Source organism: Streptomyces sp. CA-251247 (genome assembly GCF_050952975.1).
Lineage (GTDB): Bacteria > Actinomycetota > Actinomycetes > Streptomycetales > Streptomycetaceae > Streptomyces > Streptomyces achmelvichensis.
The window spans coordinates 4,478,256-4,495,199 of sequence record NZ_CP191861.1 but is presented as its reverse complement, the minus strand read 5'-3'; the positions used below and the strand labels follow the sequence as shown (position 1 = coordinate 4,495,199).

Annotated in this window: 7 protein-coding genes and 1 tRNA gene; all 8 read right to left on the bottom strand. The window is 70.8% G+C overall.

Going from position 1 to position 16,944, the window contains the following annotated elements; all coding sequences use genetic code 11:
- Positions 1 to 7: 7 nt before the first annotated feature.
- Positions 8 to 4,699, bottom strand: coding sequence for a DUF6531 domain-containing protein (locus tag ACQPWZ_RS19860; RefSeq protein ID WP_433572024.1), 4,692 nt, complete (start codon positions 4,697 to 4,699; stop codon positions 8 to 10).
- Between the two features lie 611 nt (positions 4,700 to 5,310).
- Positions 5,311 to 5,384: transfer RNA gene (locus ACQPWZ_RS19855), tRNA-Thr, on the bottom strand.
- Between the two features lie 136 nt (positions 5,385 to 5,520).
- Positions 5,521 to 7,062: an alpha/beta hydrolase gene (locus ACQPWZ_RS19850; RefSeq protein WP_340474440.1), complete on the bottom strand. Its 1,542-nt coding sequence runs from the start codon at positions 7,060 to 7,062 to the stop codon at positions 5,521 to 5,523.
- Positions 7,063 to 7,191: 129 nt separating this feature from the next.
- Positions 7,192 to 8,397, bottom strand: coding sequence for a DNA polymerase III subunit delta' (locus tag ACQPWZ_RS19845; RefSeq protein WP_340474438.1), 1,206 nt, complete (start codon positions 8,395 to 8,397; stop codon positions 7,192 to 7,194).
- A gap of 199 nt (positions 8,398 to 8,596) precedes the next feature.
- On the bottom strand, positions 8,597 to 11,656 hold the full coding sequence (tmk, locus tag ACQPWZ_RS19840) for a dTMP kinase (RefSeq protein WP_433572023.1): 3,060 nt from the start codon (positions 11,654 to 11,656) through the stop codon (positions 8,597 to 8,599).
- A 188-nt stretch (positions 11,657 to 11,844) separates the two neighbouring features.
- Positions 11,845 to 14,682, bottom strand: coding sequence for a type I DNA topoisomerase (gene topA / locus ACQPWZ_RS19835; protein WP_433572022.1), 2,838 nt, complete (start codon positions 14,680 to 14,682; stop codon positions 11,845 to 11,847).
- A 212-nt stretch (positions 14,683 to 14,894) separates the two neighbouring features.
- Positions 14,895 to 15,092 (bottom strand): hypothetical protein, encoded by a 198-nt coding sequence (locus ACQPWZ_RS19830; protein ID WP_340474435.1) that lies wholly within the window; start codon positions 15,090 to 15,092, stop codon positions 14,895 to 14,897.
- A 312-nt stretch (positions 15,093 to 15,404) separates the two neighbouring features.
- Positions 15,405 to 16,937 (bottom strand): DUF7059 domain-containing protein, encoded by a 1,533-nt coding sequence (locus ACQPWZ_RS19825; protein ID WP_433572021.1) that lies wholly within the window; start codon positions 16,935 to 16,937, stop codon positions 15,405 to 15,407.
- Between the last annotated feature and the right edge of the window lie 7 nt (positions 16,938 to 16,944).

Here is a 16,944-nt window from a genome sequence, read left to right as displayed (position 1 = left end):
CTGCGCTCTACTTGAGAATGTCGTAGTCGATCGTCCAGCCGCGCTTCGTGAGCATCTTCTGGAACTTCCGGTTGTTTTCCAGACTGGAGATCATGTCGGCGATGTGTGTGTCGTACTTGGAGCCGAACTTGCGGCGGCATTCGTCGATGTCCATCTTCATCGCCTTGTCCCACCGCCCCGCATCGATCAGCGCTCTCTGATCGGCGCGCCACTTGATCGACTTGTGGCTCGATCCGGTGCTCGTCATTTTACGGTGATCGTCGTACTCCATCCTGATGGCCGGGCCCATTCCGGCGCCGCCACCGTCCGCGTTCGTCCGGAAGCCGGGCTCGTCCAGATGTGCGTAGGCATTCTTCGCCGGGATGTGGTTGATCTCCATGTCGACGTCCGTGCGCCGATTGCCGTCGTCGTCCTTGAGGTTGGCGGGGGTCATCCCGCTGTACCAACCGCCTGACTCGGTGCAGCCCTTGGCGATCTTCAGACCCTCGGGGTCCATCCAGGCATGCGGGTTGGTGACGTAGGCGACCGGGTTCGGCGCCGCTGCGAGCCCGAGCGGGTCGGGGCTGGCATAGCGCGCGGTGGTGGGGTCGTAGTAGCGGAAGCAGTTGTAGTAGAGACCGGTCTCCGGGTCGTCGTACTGGCCCGGCAACCGCAGCGGTGTGTACGCCACGGCATCCCGGTTCCACAGCGTGCTGCCCCACACGGTGGTTCGGGCATGCCATCCGACGTTGCCCTGCTCGTCGACGAGCTCGCTCGGGGCACCGATCAGGTCGGTGACGATCGCGAAGAACCGGGAATCCGTCTCCGCGCCCGCCCCGGGGACGCCGTCCCGACGGGCTCGGCACTCTCGCTGGGCCAGCGGCACGCGCCCGTTGTAGTCCCAGGTGTGCGTGGTGTCGTTCGCGGTGTCCGTCTGCTCGACGAGCCGCGTTCCGTCCCAGGTGAAGAGCACGGAGTGGACGACGCTGCTGCCGTCTTCGGACATGCGGTGCTTGGCGGTTCGCCTGCCGAGCGGATCGTAGGTGTACCGCCACAGTGCCCCGTCGGGGGTACGGCAGGCGACCAGCCGGCTCTCTGCGTCCCAGGTGTAGTGCCAGGTGTCGGGCTTGCGGGACAGGCGCGTCCGTTGGCGCAGCACCGTACGTCCGGCGGCGTCGTACTCGCAGCGCACATTGCCGGCGGCCAGCAGCCGCGTGCCCTCGAAGGTGCGTGTGCCCCGGGCCTCGGTCCGGCGAGCGGCGTCGGGCCACGTGCCCTCGGTCTGGTTGCCTGCCGCGTCGTACGCGTAGGTCTCGGTCCAGTTGTCCGCCGTCACCCGGACCGGGCGTCCCACCGTGTCGAGTGCGAAGTGCGTGCTCGTGTTCCTGACCTCGTCGGTGATCCGCTCGAGAAAGCCGTCCGCGCGATAGGCGAAGGAACGCGCGCGTACGGTCTCCCCGGGCCTGGAGAGCAGGTGCGAGGCCAGCCGTCCCGCCGCGTCCCAGGCCGATGTGAGCGTCACCGCGGGGGCCTCCCGGCCGATGGTGCGGGTCAGTTCCCGGCCGCAGGGGTCGTGGGTGAACGCCAGAGTGTGGCTGCCGCCGCGCAGGACGGTGCGATTGCCCACGGCGTCGTAGACGGACTCCGACACCGCCCCGGAAGGAGTCGTCCGCCGCACGGTTCGCCCCGCGGCGTCGTACTGGAACCGCATGGTCCGCCCGTCGACGGTTTCCGCCACCACGCGGCCCAGCCCGTCCCGTTCCCACACCACCGTCGACGTGGCCGAGGCCGCACTCAGAGGTTCACCGTCGGCGTCATAGGTGTAGTGCGTGACGTGGCCGGCCACGTCCTTGGACACGACCCGGCCGCACACGTCGTACGCGGTGCGGATCTCGTCGCCCTGCGGCGTCGTGTGCCGCACGAGGCGGCCGGCTGCGTCGTACGCGTAGGTGGCGGTCCGGTCGTCGAAGTCGGTCTCGGAGACGGTGTTGCCGGCCGCATCGTAGACGTATGTCCAGGTGAGGCCCTGCGGGTTGCGCACCTCGGTGAGCCGCAACTCGGTGTCGTACACGAACTCGTAGCGTGCTCCGTCCGCTCCGGTGCGGGCGGAGAGAAGGTCGAAGTGGGTGTACTCGAACCGCGTCGTGTCGCCCCGGGGGTCGGTGTGCGAAAGGCAGTTGCCTTCGGCGTCCCAGGTCCAGGACTCCTCCGCGCCGTCGGGGTGGACACGGCGGGAGAGCCAGCCCTCCGCCCGCCATTCCATGACGGTGACGGCCCCGTTCGGGTCGGTCGTGCGCAGGGGGTGGCCGAGGGCGTCCCGTTCGACCGTCGCGCGCTGTCCGAGCGGGTCGGTGACCGCCAGGGCGACGCCGACGCTGTCGTGCTCGATGCGGCGGACCGCGCCGGTGGGGTCGGTCTCCTCGACCACGGCGCCCTGGGCGTCGAGGCGGTAGGAGGAGGACGTGCCATTGGGGGTGGTGAGGGAGATGCGGTTGCCGCGGCCGTCGAACCGCTGCCGCCATACCGCACCGTTGGGATGGGATATCTCTACCGGCAGGTCGAAGTCGTTGTAGACGGCGGAGGTGACGGTGCCGTCAGGGCGTCGGATCGACGTCAGATTCCCGCGCTCGTCCCAGGTGAACTCGGCGACATTGCCCAGTTCATCGGTGCGGGAGAGCAGATTGTCGTACGGGTCCCACTGGCGCAGGACGGTGTTCCCCAGGGGATCGGTTTCCGCGATCACCTGGCCGGAGGCGTTGAGCCGGGAGACCGTCACCGCGCCGGTCGAGTCGGTGAAGCGGGTGACGCGCGCGGTGTCGTCGTAGGAGAAGTGGGAGGACAGCGCGCCGTCCGGACCGATGGTCTGCACGACACGGCCGGCCGCGTCGTAGACGTACCGGTAGGTGTAGCCGTTACGGTCGGTCCACGACGTCACACGCTGCTCGTCGTCATAGGTGAACAGCAGCGGATCCCCGGAGAAGTTCCGTACGGCTTCCAGTCGTCCCTGATCGTCGTATCCGAACGCGGCGACCTCGACCGGTCCGTCCGGCGTCTGCAGACTCAGCCCGGTGATCCGTCCCAGTGAGGCGTCCGACGACACAGCGAGCCGGTACCCGCCCTCGTGCACCACCATCGACGGCAGCCCGTTCTCAGCGCGCCCTATGCGGAAGACATTGCCGTTGCGGTCCTCCACTTCGGACAGCCAGTACAGGCCACCCCCCTTGAAGGGGTTGCCGGTGAACCGCCGCGAGTGGCCCGAGTGCCGGTCCAGGGCTTCATACGTGACGTCACCCAGCGCCGTACGTTCGACGAAGGCGAGCGGTATCCGGTCTCCCTCCAGGGGGAGGACCTCGTCGCCCTCCTCCGCCGGCAGGTGGGGGTAGAAGAGGACCGAGCCGTCCTCGCGGGCCCAGGCTGCGCCCGTGCCGGCCGGCTCCAGGCGTTCGTCCAGGGTGGAGGTCCAACTGGCTCCGAAGCAGTGCCCGAACCGGTAACTCGAGATGTGCGTGCGCTGAAGCACCAGCGGCAGCACTCCCGGAAGCGAGACGTCGGTCTGGGTGAGAACCATCTCGCCCGACGCGACGTCCACGGGGTCGGTCTTGCATCGCCGCTTGAACAGCGAAGCCGCGAGTTCGCGGGCCCGTTCTCCCGCCTCCCGCAGCGACTTGGGACGGCGGCGGCCCTCCTCGGACCTGTCTCTCCGGCCTTCGAGGCCGCCTTTGTCCTTGCCGTCCTTCGCCGCGATGGCTTTGACGCGGTCGCGGACGTCGCCGTCCGTGTCCTTGTGCTTCTTGGAGCCGCCCCTGATCGCGTCGGGGACCTTCTTGCCGACGTGGTCGCCCAGGTCGTTGAGTGCCTTGGTGAGTTTCTCGGTGATGCCTTCGATGGTGGTGTCGAGAACGGCGGTCAGGGAGTCCTTGCCCTTGGCGCGGCCGTGGTGCCCCTTGGCCTTGCCGAGCTTGCTGCCCGCCCGGGTCTTCATGGAGATCTGCACGTTGGCCAGATGCATGCCGGCGTTGCCGTGCGCGTCGTGGTCGATCTTCGGGCCACCGCCGGGTCCGGGGCCGGTGGGGCCGCCGGCGGAGTTGATCTGCATTCCGTCCTTGCCGGCCTGGACGGTCTGGTCGGTGTTGTAGCCGTCCTGTACGCCTGCCACGTTCAGCGCGGTCTGGATGGCCAGGTCGGCGACGATGTTCTCGATCGCGGCGACCGCGGGCTCGGTGAGTGTCGCGACGATCTCGGAGACGGCGGCCTCCACCATCTCCTTCAGAATCCTCTTGAAGGCGATGCGGGTGGCGGCGATCTTCGCTCCGGCGATGAGGGTCGACAGGCCGGCCGTCACCGGTGCGAACGCGAGCGTGATACCCACCGTGGCGCACAGATCGGCCAGTTCGCCGACCGCGGCGATCTTCCGGGCGACGATGATGTCGGCCACCCGGTCGAGCGCGCCCGCGACGAGCCGGGCCGCCTTGCCCAGGTCCTTGTGCTTGCCCTGCACCTTCGACCAGTGCTGGTCCAGAGCGGTCAGCGATTCACTCTGCCCGCTGGAGAGCAGCTTCTGGATGTGCCCGTACGCGGCCCCCGCGTCGTCGTCAGCGTCGTCCGCGAACTCCCGCAACGAGTCCGCCATGTCGCGGTACGCGTCCTCGTCCACGTTCGGCCAGCCCACACCGACCACATCGAGCATCGTGTCGACGCCCTCGGGAATCGTGTAACCCACGACGCACCAGCCCCCGTTCCCACCTGCAAGCTCAAAATCCTATGATCACTCTTGCATGTGACGCCCCGTCGGGTCCCACCGGTTCCCGGCCCTTCGCGGCGCACGCTGGTGCCATGCGCACCGCAGGAAACCCCCTCGCTCGTGGAGTGCGCGCCCTATCCCCCCGAGGGTCGACGACAACTGCACGACAGCTCAACTGCTTTGCGTGGCAGTGGGGTTGGCGCGCTGGGGAGCCCGGACTGCGGGCGAAGAGTGCCCAGCAGCGAGCAGCGGCCGAGGAGTTGGCGACCGTGCCGCGGAAGGGCAGCGAGAACCGGCACCGCCGCAAGGCGAGGAAGGTGGCGATCGACGCGATGTCTCTGCTCGGGGATCCTCCGGCATACCCGGACCACCCGGATCCGGCGATGGGTGCGGGGCGGATCACACCTGCCGAGGGACGCCCTGCGGTGCAAGGGCGAGTGCTTCGCACCCGTTCCCCCGGCCCGTCTCGGGCCCACTGGGACCAGAACGGAGACCACCGACACACGCACGGCCCGCTCCCGCGCCCGCCGCCGCATCCCTTAAAAGCAAAAGCCCCAGGTCACGGCGAGTGAGTCCTGAGGCTTCCACAGAGCCGCCTTCGGGATTCGAACCCGAGACCTACGCATTACGAGTGCGTTGCTCTGGCCAACTGAGCTAAGGCGGCAAGCTGCCTGCGGCGATACCTGTCCTCGCGAGAACACGTTCGCATCAGCAGCGGCGCCAAGTCTACAGGGTTGTTCCGGGTGCCCCGAACCACCCCCGGGAGCCCCCGCCACGGCCCCCGGGTCCCCCGCCCGGCGTCAGCTGCAGGTCTTGTTCTTCGGTGGGGTGGTGCCCTCCAGCAGGTAGGTGTTGATCGCCGTGTCCACGCAGTCGCTGCCCCGCCCATACGCCGTGTGACCGTCGCCCTCGTACGTCAGCAGCGTGCCCGACGAGAGCTGGCCGGCCAGGCCCTGCGCCCACTTGTAGGGGGTCGCCGGGTCGCGCGTCGTGCCGACGACCACGATCGGGGCCGCTCCCTTCGCCTCGATGCGGTGCGGCTTGCCCGTGGCGGGGACCGGCCAGTAGGCGCAGTTCAGCGAGGCCCAGGCGAAGCCGCGACCGAAGACCGGGGACGCCTTCTCGAACTCCGGGAGCGCCGACTGGACCGCCGACGGGCCGCCGAAGGCCGGCGGCAGGTCCACGCAGTTCACGGCGGCGTTGGCGTACATCAGGTTCGCGTACGAGCCGTCGCCCTCACGCTCGTAGTAGCTGTCCGCCAGGGACAGGAGCGGCGCGCCCTGGCCCGCCATCGCGTCGGTGAGGGCCTGGCGGAGCTGCGGCCAGGCCGCCTCGTCGTACATCGCGGCGATCACTCCCGTCGTCGCCAGCGACTCGCCCAGCGCGCGGCTCTCGCCGGTCGGGACGGGCTGGGCGTCGAGCCGGGTGAAGAAGGCCTTGAGCCGAGTGGACGCGTCCGCCGCGGACGTGGTGCCGAGCGGGCAGTCCGGCTGCTTGACGCAGTCCGCGGCGAAGGACTGGAACGCCGTCTCGAACCCGGCGGTCTGGTCGCGGTTCATCTGCCGCGACGGCAGCGACGGGTCCATCGCACCGTCGAGGACGAGACGGCCGGTGCGGTCGGGGAACAGCTCGGCATACGTGGCGCCGAGGAAGGTGCCGTACGAAGCGCCGACGTACGAGAGCTTCTTGTCGCCCAGCACGGACCGCAGGATGTCCATGTCACGCGCCGCGTCCACCGTGGACACATGCGGAAGGATCTTGCCGGAACGCTGCTCGCAGCCCGCCGCGAAGTTCTTGAGCGCCCCGGACAGCTCGGTGGCCTCGGCGGCGTCGTCGGGGGTCTGGTCGACCTGCGTGTACGCGTCCATCTCCTTGCCCGTGAGGCACTCGACGGGTTCGCTGCGGGCGACCCCGCGAGGGTCGATGGCGACCATGTCGTACTGGGCGCGGACCGGCGCGGGGTAGCCGACGCCCGCGTAGCTCTGGAGATAGCCGATCGCCGAGCCGCCGGGCCCGCCCGGGTTGACCTGGAGCGAGCCGAGGCGCTTGCCCGGGCCCGTGGCCTTCTTGCGGGCGACAGCCAGCTTCACGGAGTCGCCGTCCGGCTTCGCGTAGTCGAGGGGCGCCTTCATCGTGGAGCACTCGAAGCCCTCGACTCCGCAGGCCCGCCACTTCAGCTTCTGCGCGTAGTACGGCTGGAGAGCGGCGCTCGGGGCCGCGCCGCCGCTCGGTGTGGACCCGGCGGCGCTGGAGGACGAATTCCCGTCCGTACAGCCGGAGATCAGCAGGCCGGCGGTCGCCAGCGCGAGGGCGGACTTGCGGAACCAGCGCCTTGTGTCCATGCCCGGAGCGTAGGCGACGAGACCGGAAGATGCCCGTCCGCGCGCGTACGAGTGAGCCGGTCAACCACGGACGGCCCCACCGTTCGGGACACGTCGTCCGGTGCGATGACGCGCCACCGTCCCGCCCGGTCAGCCGGCCCGCAGCGCCATCGTCATCGCCTCGACCGCCAGCAGAGGCGCCACATTCGCCTCCAGCGCCTCGCGGCACGCGGTGATCGCCTCGATACGGCGCAGGGTGCGCTCGGGGGTGGACGATCCGGCGATCCGGTCCAGCGAGTCCTGTACGTCTCCGTTGGCGATCGCAATGCCGGAGCCGAGCTGGAGCGCGAGGACATCGCGGTAGAAACCGGTCAGGTCACTGAGGGCGAGGTCCAGGGTGTCGCGCTGTGTACGTGTCTTGCGGCGCTTCTGCCGGTCCTCCAGGTCCTTCATCACGCCCGCGGTCCCGCGTGGCATCCGTCCGCCCTGCGCCGCGCCGAGGGCTGCCTTCAGCTCCTCGGTCTCCTTGGTGTCGACCTCGTCCGCGACCTGCTTGGCGTCCTCGGCCGCGGCGTCGATCAGTTCCTGCGCGGCCTTCAGACAGCCTCCGACGTCGTCCACACGCAGCGGCAGCTTGAGCACGGTGGCCCTGCGCGCCCGGGCCTTCTCGTCGGTCGCGAGCCGGCGCGCCCGACCGATGTGGCCCTGCGTGGCCCGCGCGGCCGCGGCCGCCACGTGGGGCTCGATGCCGTCCCGCCGGATCAGCACATCGGCGACGGCGTCGACCGGCGGCGTACGCAGGGTGAGGTGCCGGCAGCGCGAGCGGATGGTCGGCAGCACGTCCTCCAGCGACGGCGCGCACAGCAGCCACACCGTGCGGGGTGCGGGCTCCTCCACGGCCTTCAGCAGAACGTTGCCGGCGCCCTCGGTGAGCCGGTCGGCGTCCTCCAGGATGATCACCTGCCAGCGGCCGACAGCAGGAGAGAGCTGGGCGCGGCGGACGAGCTCGCGGGTCTCCTTGACGCCGATGGACAGCATGTCGGTGCGGACGACGTCGACGTCGGCATGCGTGCCCACGAGGGCGGTGTGACAGCCGTCGCAGAATCCGCATCCGGGGGCCGCGCCGAGGGCCCGGTCGGGGCTGACGCACTGGAGCGCGGCGGCGAACGCGCGCGCCGCGGTGGACCGTCCCGATCCCGGCGGACCGGTGAACAGCCAGGCGTGGGTCATCTTCGAAGCCTCGGGGGCGGCTTCACCACGGGACTCGGCGCTGACCAGGGTGTCGGCGTCCTGCGCGGCGGCACCGAGCTGCACCTGCACCCGGTCCTGTCCGACCAGTTCGTCCCACACGGTCATGCGCCGTCACCTGCCTTTGTCCTGGGGCTCCCATTGTGGGGCAGGGGTCTGACACTCAGCGCACGCGCTCGATTGCCGAGCGGCAAGAGCGGGGCGCAAGAGGGGGCGCGCAACCGGGCCCGAAGGCACCGCGCTGTCCGGGAGCCGGGCCGTCCGGGAGCCGAGCCCGGCCCCCGGACGGAGATGGCGACAACACGCCTCAGCGGCCGCCGCGCCCCCGGCGCCCGTTGTCGTCCTCGTCGTGCGGACCCAGCAGTTCGTCCGCCAGCGTCGGCAGATCGTCCAGCGGGGTCTCCTCCGCCCAGTCAGAGCGCCGCCGCGGGCGCCCCGTCGCCGGGTCGACCTGCGGGAGCTCACGCGTACGGTCCGAGCCGCCCTCCTGCGCGGGCCCTCGATCCTGCACCGGCTCCTGGTCCCGCACCGGCGGAAGAACGGCCGTCTCGTCCGCCTCCCGCACCTGCGGAATCACCGCGGTCTCCTCCGCGTCCCGCACCGGCCGCAGCACAGCCGTCTCGTCGTTGTCCCGCACCGGCGGAAGGACCGCCGTCTCGTCCGCCGCGGCCGCCGGAGGCTGCGGCACCTCCTGCGTCACCTCTTCCGGCCGCACCACGGGCGTGGGAGCAGTCACCTCGGCGGCAGGCACAGCAGCCGCTGCCGCCGCCTCCGCCAGCCGGCGCGCCTCCTCCGCCCGCAGCAGGGCTTCCTCGGCCTTGCGCTGCTTCTCCAGACGACGCTCGTCGGCCTCGGCCCGCAGCCGGGCCTCCTCCTCCGCCTGCTTGCGCCGGCGCTCTTCCTCCTCGCGGCGGGTCTTCTCCTCTGCCTCGCGGCGTCGGCGTTCCTCCTCCGCGAGGCGTCGCGCCTCCTCGGCCCGCTGCCGGGCCTCCTCCGCCTGCCGTTCGGCCTCGCGCTGCCGCGCCTCCTCCAGCTCGCGGCGCTTGCGCTCCTCCTCCTCGGCACGGAGCTTGGCCAGCTGTTCCTGGCGCTCGCGCTCGAGCCGCTCCTCCTCCGCCTTGCGCGCGGCCTCTTCCTCGGCCTTGCGGCGGGCTTCCTCCTCGGCCGCCTTGCGGGCCTCCTCCTGCGCCTTGATCTCGGCGTCGGACAGGGGCAGCAGCTGGTCGAGGCGGTGGCGTACGACAGTGGTGACGGCCTCCGGCTCCTGGCCGGCGTCCACCACCAGATAGCGGCCCGGGTCGGCGGCGGCGAGCGTCAGGAAGCCCGACCGCACCCGCTGGTGGAACTCCGCCGGCTCGGACTCCAGCCGGTCCGGCGCCTCCGTGAAGCGTTCCCGCGCGGCCTCCGGCGAGACGTCGAGCAGCACCGTCAGATGCGGTACGAGCCCGTCCGTGGCCCAGCGCGAGATCCGTGCGATCTCGGTGGGCGACAGATCGCGACCGGCGCCCTGGTAGGCGACGGAGGAGTCGATGTAGCGGTCGGAGATGACGATGGCGCCACGTTCCAGCGCGGGCCGGACGACCGATCCGACGTGTTCGGCGCGGTCCGCGGCGTACAGCAGTGCCTCGGCGCGGTTCGACAGACCGGCGGACGAGACGTCGAGCAGGATGGACCGCAGCCGCTTGCCGACCGGCGTCGCCCCCGGCTCGCGAGTGACGACGACCTCGTGGCCCTTGGCGCGGATCCACTGGGCGAGGGCCTCGACCTGGGTGGACTTCCCGGCTCCGTCACCGCCCTCTATCGCGAGGAAGAACCCGGTGCCGGCGGGTGCCACGGCCGGGTCGGCGCCGCCGCGCAGCGCGTCACGCAGATCGCGGCGCAGCGGAACGCCGGAGCGGTCGTCGGTCTTCGCGAGGACGATCGCGGCGACGGGCAGCAGGAGCGCGCCCACCAGCATCAGGGTGAATCCGGCACCGCCGTGGGCGAAGACGAAGTCTCCGCTCGCCAGCCGGTGCGGCCCGATGGCCGCGGCGAGCAGGGGGGCCGCGACCGCGCCGACGGCGATGGCGACCCGGACGACGGCCTGGAGGTGCTCGGTGATCCGGGCCCTTCGGAAGTCCTCCGCCTCCTGGTCGATGAGCGTGTGGCCGATGTTCGCGGCGACTCCGGCCGAGAAGCCCGCGAGCAGCGCGAGCAGCAGCACGGTCGCCGTGTCCGGCACGAGCCCCATCGCGAGCAGTGCCACTCCGGTGACCGTGAGGGCCAGGACGAGGAGGCGCCGGCGCGAGAGCGACGGCAGGACCGACGCGGCACCCCGGATGCCGAGCCCCGTGCCGCCGGTCAGCACGAGGACCAGCAGGGCGAACGCGGCGGGTCCGCCGCCGAGGTCGACGGCGTGCAGGACGGCGACGGCGACGGCCGACGAGATCGCCGCGGCGACCGCGGCACAGGCGAGGACGAACAGCGGTATGGCTCCGGTGCGCCCCTTGTCGAGGGTGCCCCCGGTGGACGGCCGTCGCAGCCCTTCGAGCGGCGAACGCGGCCTCGGCGTCGAGGAGCCGGGAAGCTCGATGAAGTACAGCGTCGACACGGAGGCGGCGAAGAGTCCGGCGGCGACGTACGACCCGAGGGCCGCCTGGTGCAGCGAGAACCATTCCAGGCCGGTGGCCAGGAGGTTGCCGATCAGGGTGGCGACCAGCAGCACCGCGGCGCCGAGGGGAATGACGGCGAAACCGGTGCGCAGCCAGAGCCGGCGCAGCGCGTCGAGGTGGTCGGGCAGCGGGCGTACCGCCGCACCCTCCGGCGGCGGGGCGGGCAGCAGCGCGGGCGCGGCACCGTCGCGGGCGACGGTCCAGAAGCGCTCGGCAACTCCCGCGACGAACACGGTGATCAGCAGGATCGCCGCCGCGTTGTCGAGGGTCCAGTCCACCCACAGCGGGGCGACGATCAGCAGAACGGCCCGCAGTCCGTCCGCCCCGATCATGGTCCAGCGGCGGTCGAGCGGGCCCTTGGGCGAGGTGAGGGTCGTCAGCGGACCCAGCAGAACGGCTCCGAAGAGGAGCGTGGCGAGGACGCGGGCGCCGAGAACGGCGGCGACGGCGAACGCCGCGCCGCGGTAACCGTCGCCGAACGTGCCCGCCAGCACCGCCGCCTGAAGGGTCAGCAGCAGAAGGACGAACACGGAAAGGGCGTCGCCGATACCGCCGACGATCTGCGCGTTCCAGAGTCTCCTCAACGGAGGGAAGCGCAGGAGAGCGCGCACAGCGCGCTCACGGGAGTCTGCGGCAAGGGTGTCGGAGTCTGAGGCAGTCTCTGAGGCGGTGCTCACGACCGCCTGCTGCTCGGCTGGCTGCTCGGCTCGCGTCATCCGCCCAGCCTATCCGGAGCGTACGACTCCCCGGAGGCCCGTCCGAACAAACGGGCGCTTTGTACGGAGGGGTCGGCATCCACCTGCCGCACCCCCGCACAAAGCGCCCCTGTGAATCCGTACGGAATGCGCACGAAGCCGAGCGAACCGGACCGGCCGTCGATCCGCGGACCGACGGCCCAGTCGTCCTACTCGTCCGAGGACGAGGCCGGCGCGGACGTGGTCCTCGCCGTCGCCGCCGACTTCTTGGCGACCGTCTTCTTCGCCGCCGTCTTCTTCGCGGTGGTCGTCTTCTTGGCCGCGGTCTTCTTCGCGGCCGCCTTCTTCGCCGGCGCCTTCTTGGCCGGGGCCTTCTTCGCCGTCTTCTTGGCGGGACCCTTGGCACGCTTCTCCGCGAGGAGCTCGTAACCGCGCTCCGGCGTGATCTCCTCGACGCTGTCGTCGGTCCGCAGGGTCGCGTTCGTCTCGCCGTCGGTGACGTACGGGCCGAAGCGGCCGTCCTTGACCACCACGGGACGCTCGCTCACCGGGTCGGTGCCCAGCTCCTTGAGCGGCGGCTTGGCGGCGGCGCGGCCACGCTGCTTCGGCTGCGCGTAGATCGCGAGAGCCTCTTCCAGCGTGATGTTGAAGAGCTGGTCCTCGGTCTCCAGGGAGCGCGAGTCCGTGCCCTTCTTCAGATACGGGCCGTACCGGCCGTTCTGCGCGGTGATCTCCACGCCCTCGGTGTCGGCGCCGACGATCCTCGGCAACGACATCAGCTTCAGCGCGTCCTCGAGGGTCACGGTGTCCAGCGACATCGACTTGAAGAGCGAGGCGGTACGCGGCTTGACCGCGTTCTTGCCGGTCTTCGGGGTGCCCTCGGGCAGGACCTCCGTCACGTACGGGCCGTAGCGCCCGTCCTTCGCGACGATCTCGTGGCCCGTCGACGGGTCGGTGCCGAGCGCGAAGTCACCGCTCGGCTTGGCCAGCAGCTCCTCCGCGTACTCGACCGTGAGCTCGTCCGGCGCCAGGTCGTCGGGGACGTCGGCGCGCTGGTGACCCTCGGAGTCCTTCTCGCCGCGCTCGATGTACGGGCCGTAGCGGCCGACACGCAGCACGATCGCGCTGCCGACCGGGAAGCTGGAGATCTCCCGGGCGTCGATGGCGCCGAGGTCGGTCACCAGTTCCTTGAGGCCGCCGAGGTGATCGCCGTCGCCGTTGCCGGCGGCGGACGCGGCACCCTTGTCGTCGCCCTCACCGAAGTAGAAGCGCCGCAGCCACGGCACGGCCTGGGCCTCGCCCCGCGCGATGCGGTCGAGGTCGTCCTCCATGCGCGCGGTGAAGTCGTAGTCGACGAGCCGGCCGAAGTGCTTCTCCAGCAGGTTGACCACGGCGAAGCTCAGGAACGACGGCACGAGCGCCGTCCCCTTCTTGAACACATAGCCGCGGTCGAGGATGGTGCCGATGATCGAGGCGTACGTCGACGGGCGGCCGATCTCGCGCTCTTCCAGCTCCTTGACCAGCGAGGCCTCGGTGTAGCGGGCGGGCGGCTTGGTGGCGTGGCCGTCGACCGAGATCTCCTCGGACGTGAGCGCGTCACCCTCGGTGACCTGCGGCAGCCTGCGCTCGCGGTCGTCGAGCTCGGCGTTCGGGTCGTCGGCGCCTTCCACGTAGGCCTTCATGAAGCCGTGGAAGGTGATCGTCTTACCGGACGCGGTGAACTCGGCGTCCCGGCCGTCGCCGGCGACCCCGCCGATCTTCACGGTGACGGAGTTACCGGTCGCGTCCTTCATCTGGGAGGCGACGGTCCGCTTCCAGATCAGCTCGTAGAGCTTGAACTGGTCGCCCGTCAGACCGGTCTCGGCCGGGGTGCGGAAACGGTCACCCGAAGGGCGAATCGCCTCGTGCGCCTCCTGCGCGTTCTTGACCTTGCCGGCGTACACCCGCGGCTTGTCGGGCAGGTAGTTGGCGCCGTACAGCTGCGTGACCTGCGCCCGGGCCGCCGAGACGGCGGTGTCCGAGAGCGTGGTGGAGTCCGTACGCATATAGGTGATGAAGCCGTTCTCGTACAGCTTCTGCGCGACCTGCATGGTGGCCTTGGCCCCGAAGCCGAGCTTGCGGGACGCCTCCTGCTGCAGCGTCGTCGTACGGAACGGGGCGTACGGAGACCGGCGGTACGGCTTGGACTCGACCGAGCGGACCGCGAACGTGGCGTTCTCGAGGGCGGCGGCCAGCGAGCGGGCGTTCGCCTCGTCGAGGTGGAGCACCTGCGCCGACTTGATCTGACCGTCCGAACCGAAGTCGCGGCCCTGGGCGACGCGCTGCCCGTCGACCGTGTTCAGGCGGGCGGTGAGCGTCGAGGGGTCGGAGGCGTCACCGGCGCGGCCGGTGGAGAACGTACCCGTCAGATCCCAGTACTCGGCGGAACGGAAGGCGATGCGCTCGCGCTCCCGCTCGACGACGAGGCGGGTGGCGACGGACTGCACACGGCCGGCGGACAGCCGGGGCATGACCTTCTTCCACAGGACCGGCGAGACCTCGTAGCCGTAGAGACGGTCGAGGATGCGGCGGGTCTCCTGGGCGTCGACCATGCGCGTGTTGAGCTCGCGCGGGTTCTCGACGGCCTCGCGGATCGCGTCCTTGGTGATCTCGTGGAAGACCATCCGGTGGACGGGGACCTTGGGCTTGAGGACCTCGAGCAGGTGCCAGGCGATCGCCTCGCCCTCGCGGTCCTCATCGGTGGCGAGGAAGAGTTCGTCGGATTCGGCGAGCTGCTCCTTGAGCTTCCTGACCTGGGCCTTCTTGTCGGCGTTGACGACATAGATCGGCTGGAAGTCATTGTCGACGTCGACACCGAGGCGGCGCACCTCGCCGGTGTACTTCTCCGGCACCTCGGCGGCGCCGTTCGGGAGGTCGCGGATGTGCCCGACACTCGCCTCGACGACATAGCCGGGGCCGAGATAGCCCTTGATCGTCTTCGCCTTGGCAGGCGACTCGACGATCACGAGTCGGCGGCCGCCCTGTGCGGTCTCGCTGGTCGGGGACAACTTCGCTCTTCTCTCCGGTCGACGCTCGATGGGCGCTCACGGCGGTACGGCACGGTCGGCGCACTGCGGTGGCGCTGCTGTCGCTGCGGAGTGTGACGGTACAACCCGCCCCCGTGTCAAACGGCAAAAGCCCGCAACGGCCACTCGAACGGTAACCCGACTCCGGCCATTCCTGCCGCCCGGACCGGCACGAGGTCGCCAGGGGCCCCCGGTCAGACGCGGCCGAAGCACCAGACCCCGAGGGCCAGGGAGAGGGCCCCGAAGAGTGTTGCGAGGGTGACTGCCGTGGCGGGACTCACTCCGTGTGCGACCGGTGCGCGGTGCATCACACGCATTCCCGTCCACACCAGGAGTCCGGCTCCGAACAGCGTGAACGCTGCTCCGGCGAAGATCGCCGGCCCATTCTCCATATCCGTGCCCCGCCCTTCCCTGACGCCGAACCGGTGCGGCGTCGCTCCCGAAGGCCGAGGCTGGCACCTCCGGGAGTCAGTGGGGCGAATTCCGGGTGAACGCGGCGTGGGTTCACCCGGCCGGTGGCATTGGCCGATTTCACCTCATGGTGCGGCCGGGAAGTCCGCCTTCCCACGGCCGCCGGGCGTGGCGGCCGTGGGCTCAAGCCCGCACTCGGCCGCCCGGGGGCACGGGCTCGTGTCGGGCTGCAGCGGCACGGGCTCGTATCGGGCGGCCGGGCAGCACGCGCTCCCGTGGGGCACCGGCTCCCGTCAGGCGACCGGCGGCACGGGCTCGTGGGGCACCGGCTCCAGGAAGCCCTCCTCCACCAGCGACCGCAGTGCCTGCGGTGTGCGGTCGCGCAGCAGCACCGGGTCCTCCTCGATCAGCTGGGCGATCGCGTCGAGGATCCGCCCGGCGCTCAGCGTGCCGTCGCAGGCCCCGGCGAATCCGGCTCCGACGGTGTCGACCTTGGTGGCCCGCCGCATCCCTCGGTGCTGGCGCAGCACCACATGCTCGGGGTCCTCCGCTCCCGGCAGACCCACCTGCTCCTGGACGACTTCCTGAGCGAGCGTGAAGTGGTCGGCGAGGAGGCCGGCGTCGTCGTGTGTCCGCAGGTAGTCCTGGCGGTCGAAGTGCGCCCGCACCGTCGCGCCGAGCGGCTGCTCCACAGGGTGCGGCCACTCCTCGGTGACGATCGAGGGCGCGGCGGACCCGGACTTGTGCAGCGTGATCCAGCCGAAGCCGATCGCCTGCGTCTTCCGCGCCTCGAACTCATCCAGCCATGCCTCGTACAGCTCGGCGTACTTCTCGGGGTCGCCGCGGTGGTCACCGCTGTCGCGCAGCCACAGCTCGGCGTACTGCGTGACGTCCTGCACCTCGCGCTGCACGATCCAGGCGTCGCACCCGCGCGGCACCCAGGAACGCAGCCGCTGCTGCCACTCCTCGCCCTCCACGTGCTGCCAGTTGGCGAGGAAGTGGGCGTAACCCCCCTGGTTCAGCCTCTCCCCCGCCTGCTGAACCAGCGAGCGGCACAGATCGTCCCCGCCCATCCCACCGTCGCGGTAGGTCAGCCGCGCACCGGGAGAGATGACGAAAGGTGGGTTCGACACGATCAGGTCGTACGTGTCGTCACCCACCGGCTCGAAGAGCGATCCCTCCCGCAGATCGGCCTCCGGAGCCGCGGAGAGGGCGAGCGTGAGCCGCGTGAAGTGCAGGGCGCGCGGATTCAGATCGGTGGCCGTGACCCGGGTGGCGTGCTGCGCCGCGTGCAGCGCCTGGATGCCGGAGCCGGTGCCGAGGTCGAGCGCGGAGGCCACCGGCGTACGGACCGTGATGCCCGCCAGCGTGGTGGACGCGCCACCGACACCGAGGACGACTTCCTCGGCCCGGCCGGCCGCTCCGCCCGCGCCACCGACGGCGCACCCGAGGTCGGAGACGACGAACCAGTCCTGTCCATCGGGCCCGCCGTAGGGCCGTACGTCGACCGTGGCACGGACGTCGTCGCCCTCACGCACCACCCAGCCGTCGGCGAGGCACTCCTCCAGCGGCAGGGCGGCCAGGGCCCGTTCGTACGCCACGGGCCGCTGCAGCAGGAACAGCCGCACCAGCGCGGCCAGATCGCCGTCCCCGCGGGTGGCTCGGAGCGCGGGGACGGTCTCGCTGCGGGCGAGCGCGGCATAGGCGGACGCACCGAGGAGGTCGAGCAGCCCGTCGACGGTGAAGGCGCGGGCCAGCAGCGCCTCGCGCAGCGGGAGCGCACGGTCGGGCGAGGGGAGGCCTGGGGCAACGCTGGTCGTACTCACCCGTCCA

Coding starts and splice junctions, on each gene's coding strand:
- ACQPWZ_RS19850 (WP_340474440.1), bottom strand. CDS start 7,062: ATGGACACAAGGCGCTGGTTCCGCAAGTCCGCCCTCGCGCTGGCGACC.
- ACQPWZ_RS19845 (WP_340474438.1), bottom strand. CDS start 8,397: ATGACCGTGTGGGACGAACTGGTCGGACAGGACCGGGTGCAGGTGCAG.
- tmk (WP_433572023.1), bottom strand. CDS start 11,656: ATGACGCGAGCCGAGCAGCCAGCCGAGCAGCAGGCGGTCGTGAGCACC.
- ACQPWZ_RS19830 (WP_340474435.1), bottom strand. CDS start 15,092: ATGGAGAATGGGCCGGCGATCTTCGCCGGAGCAGCGTTCACGCTGTTC.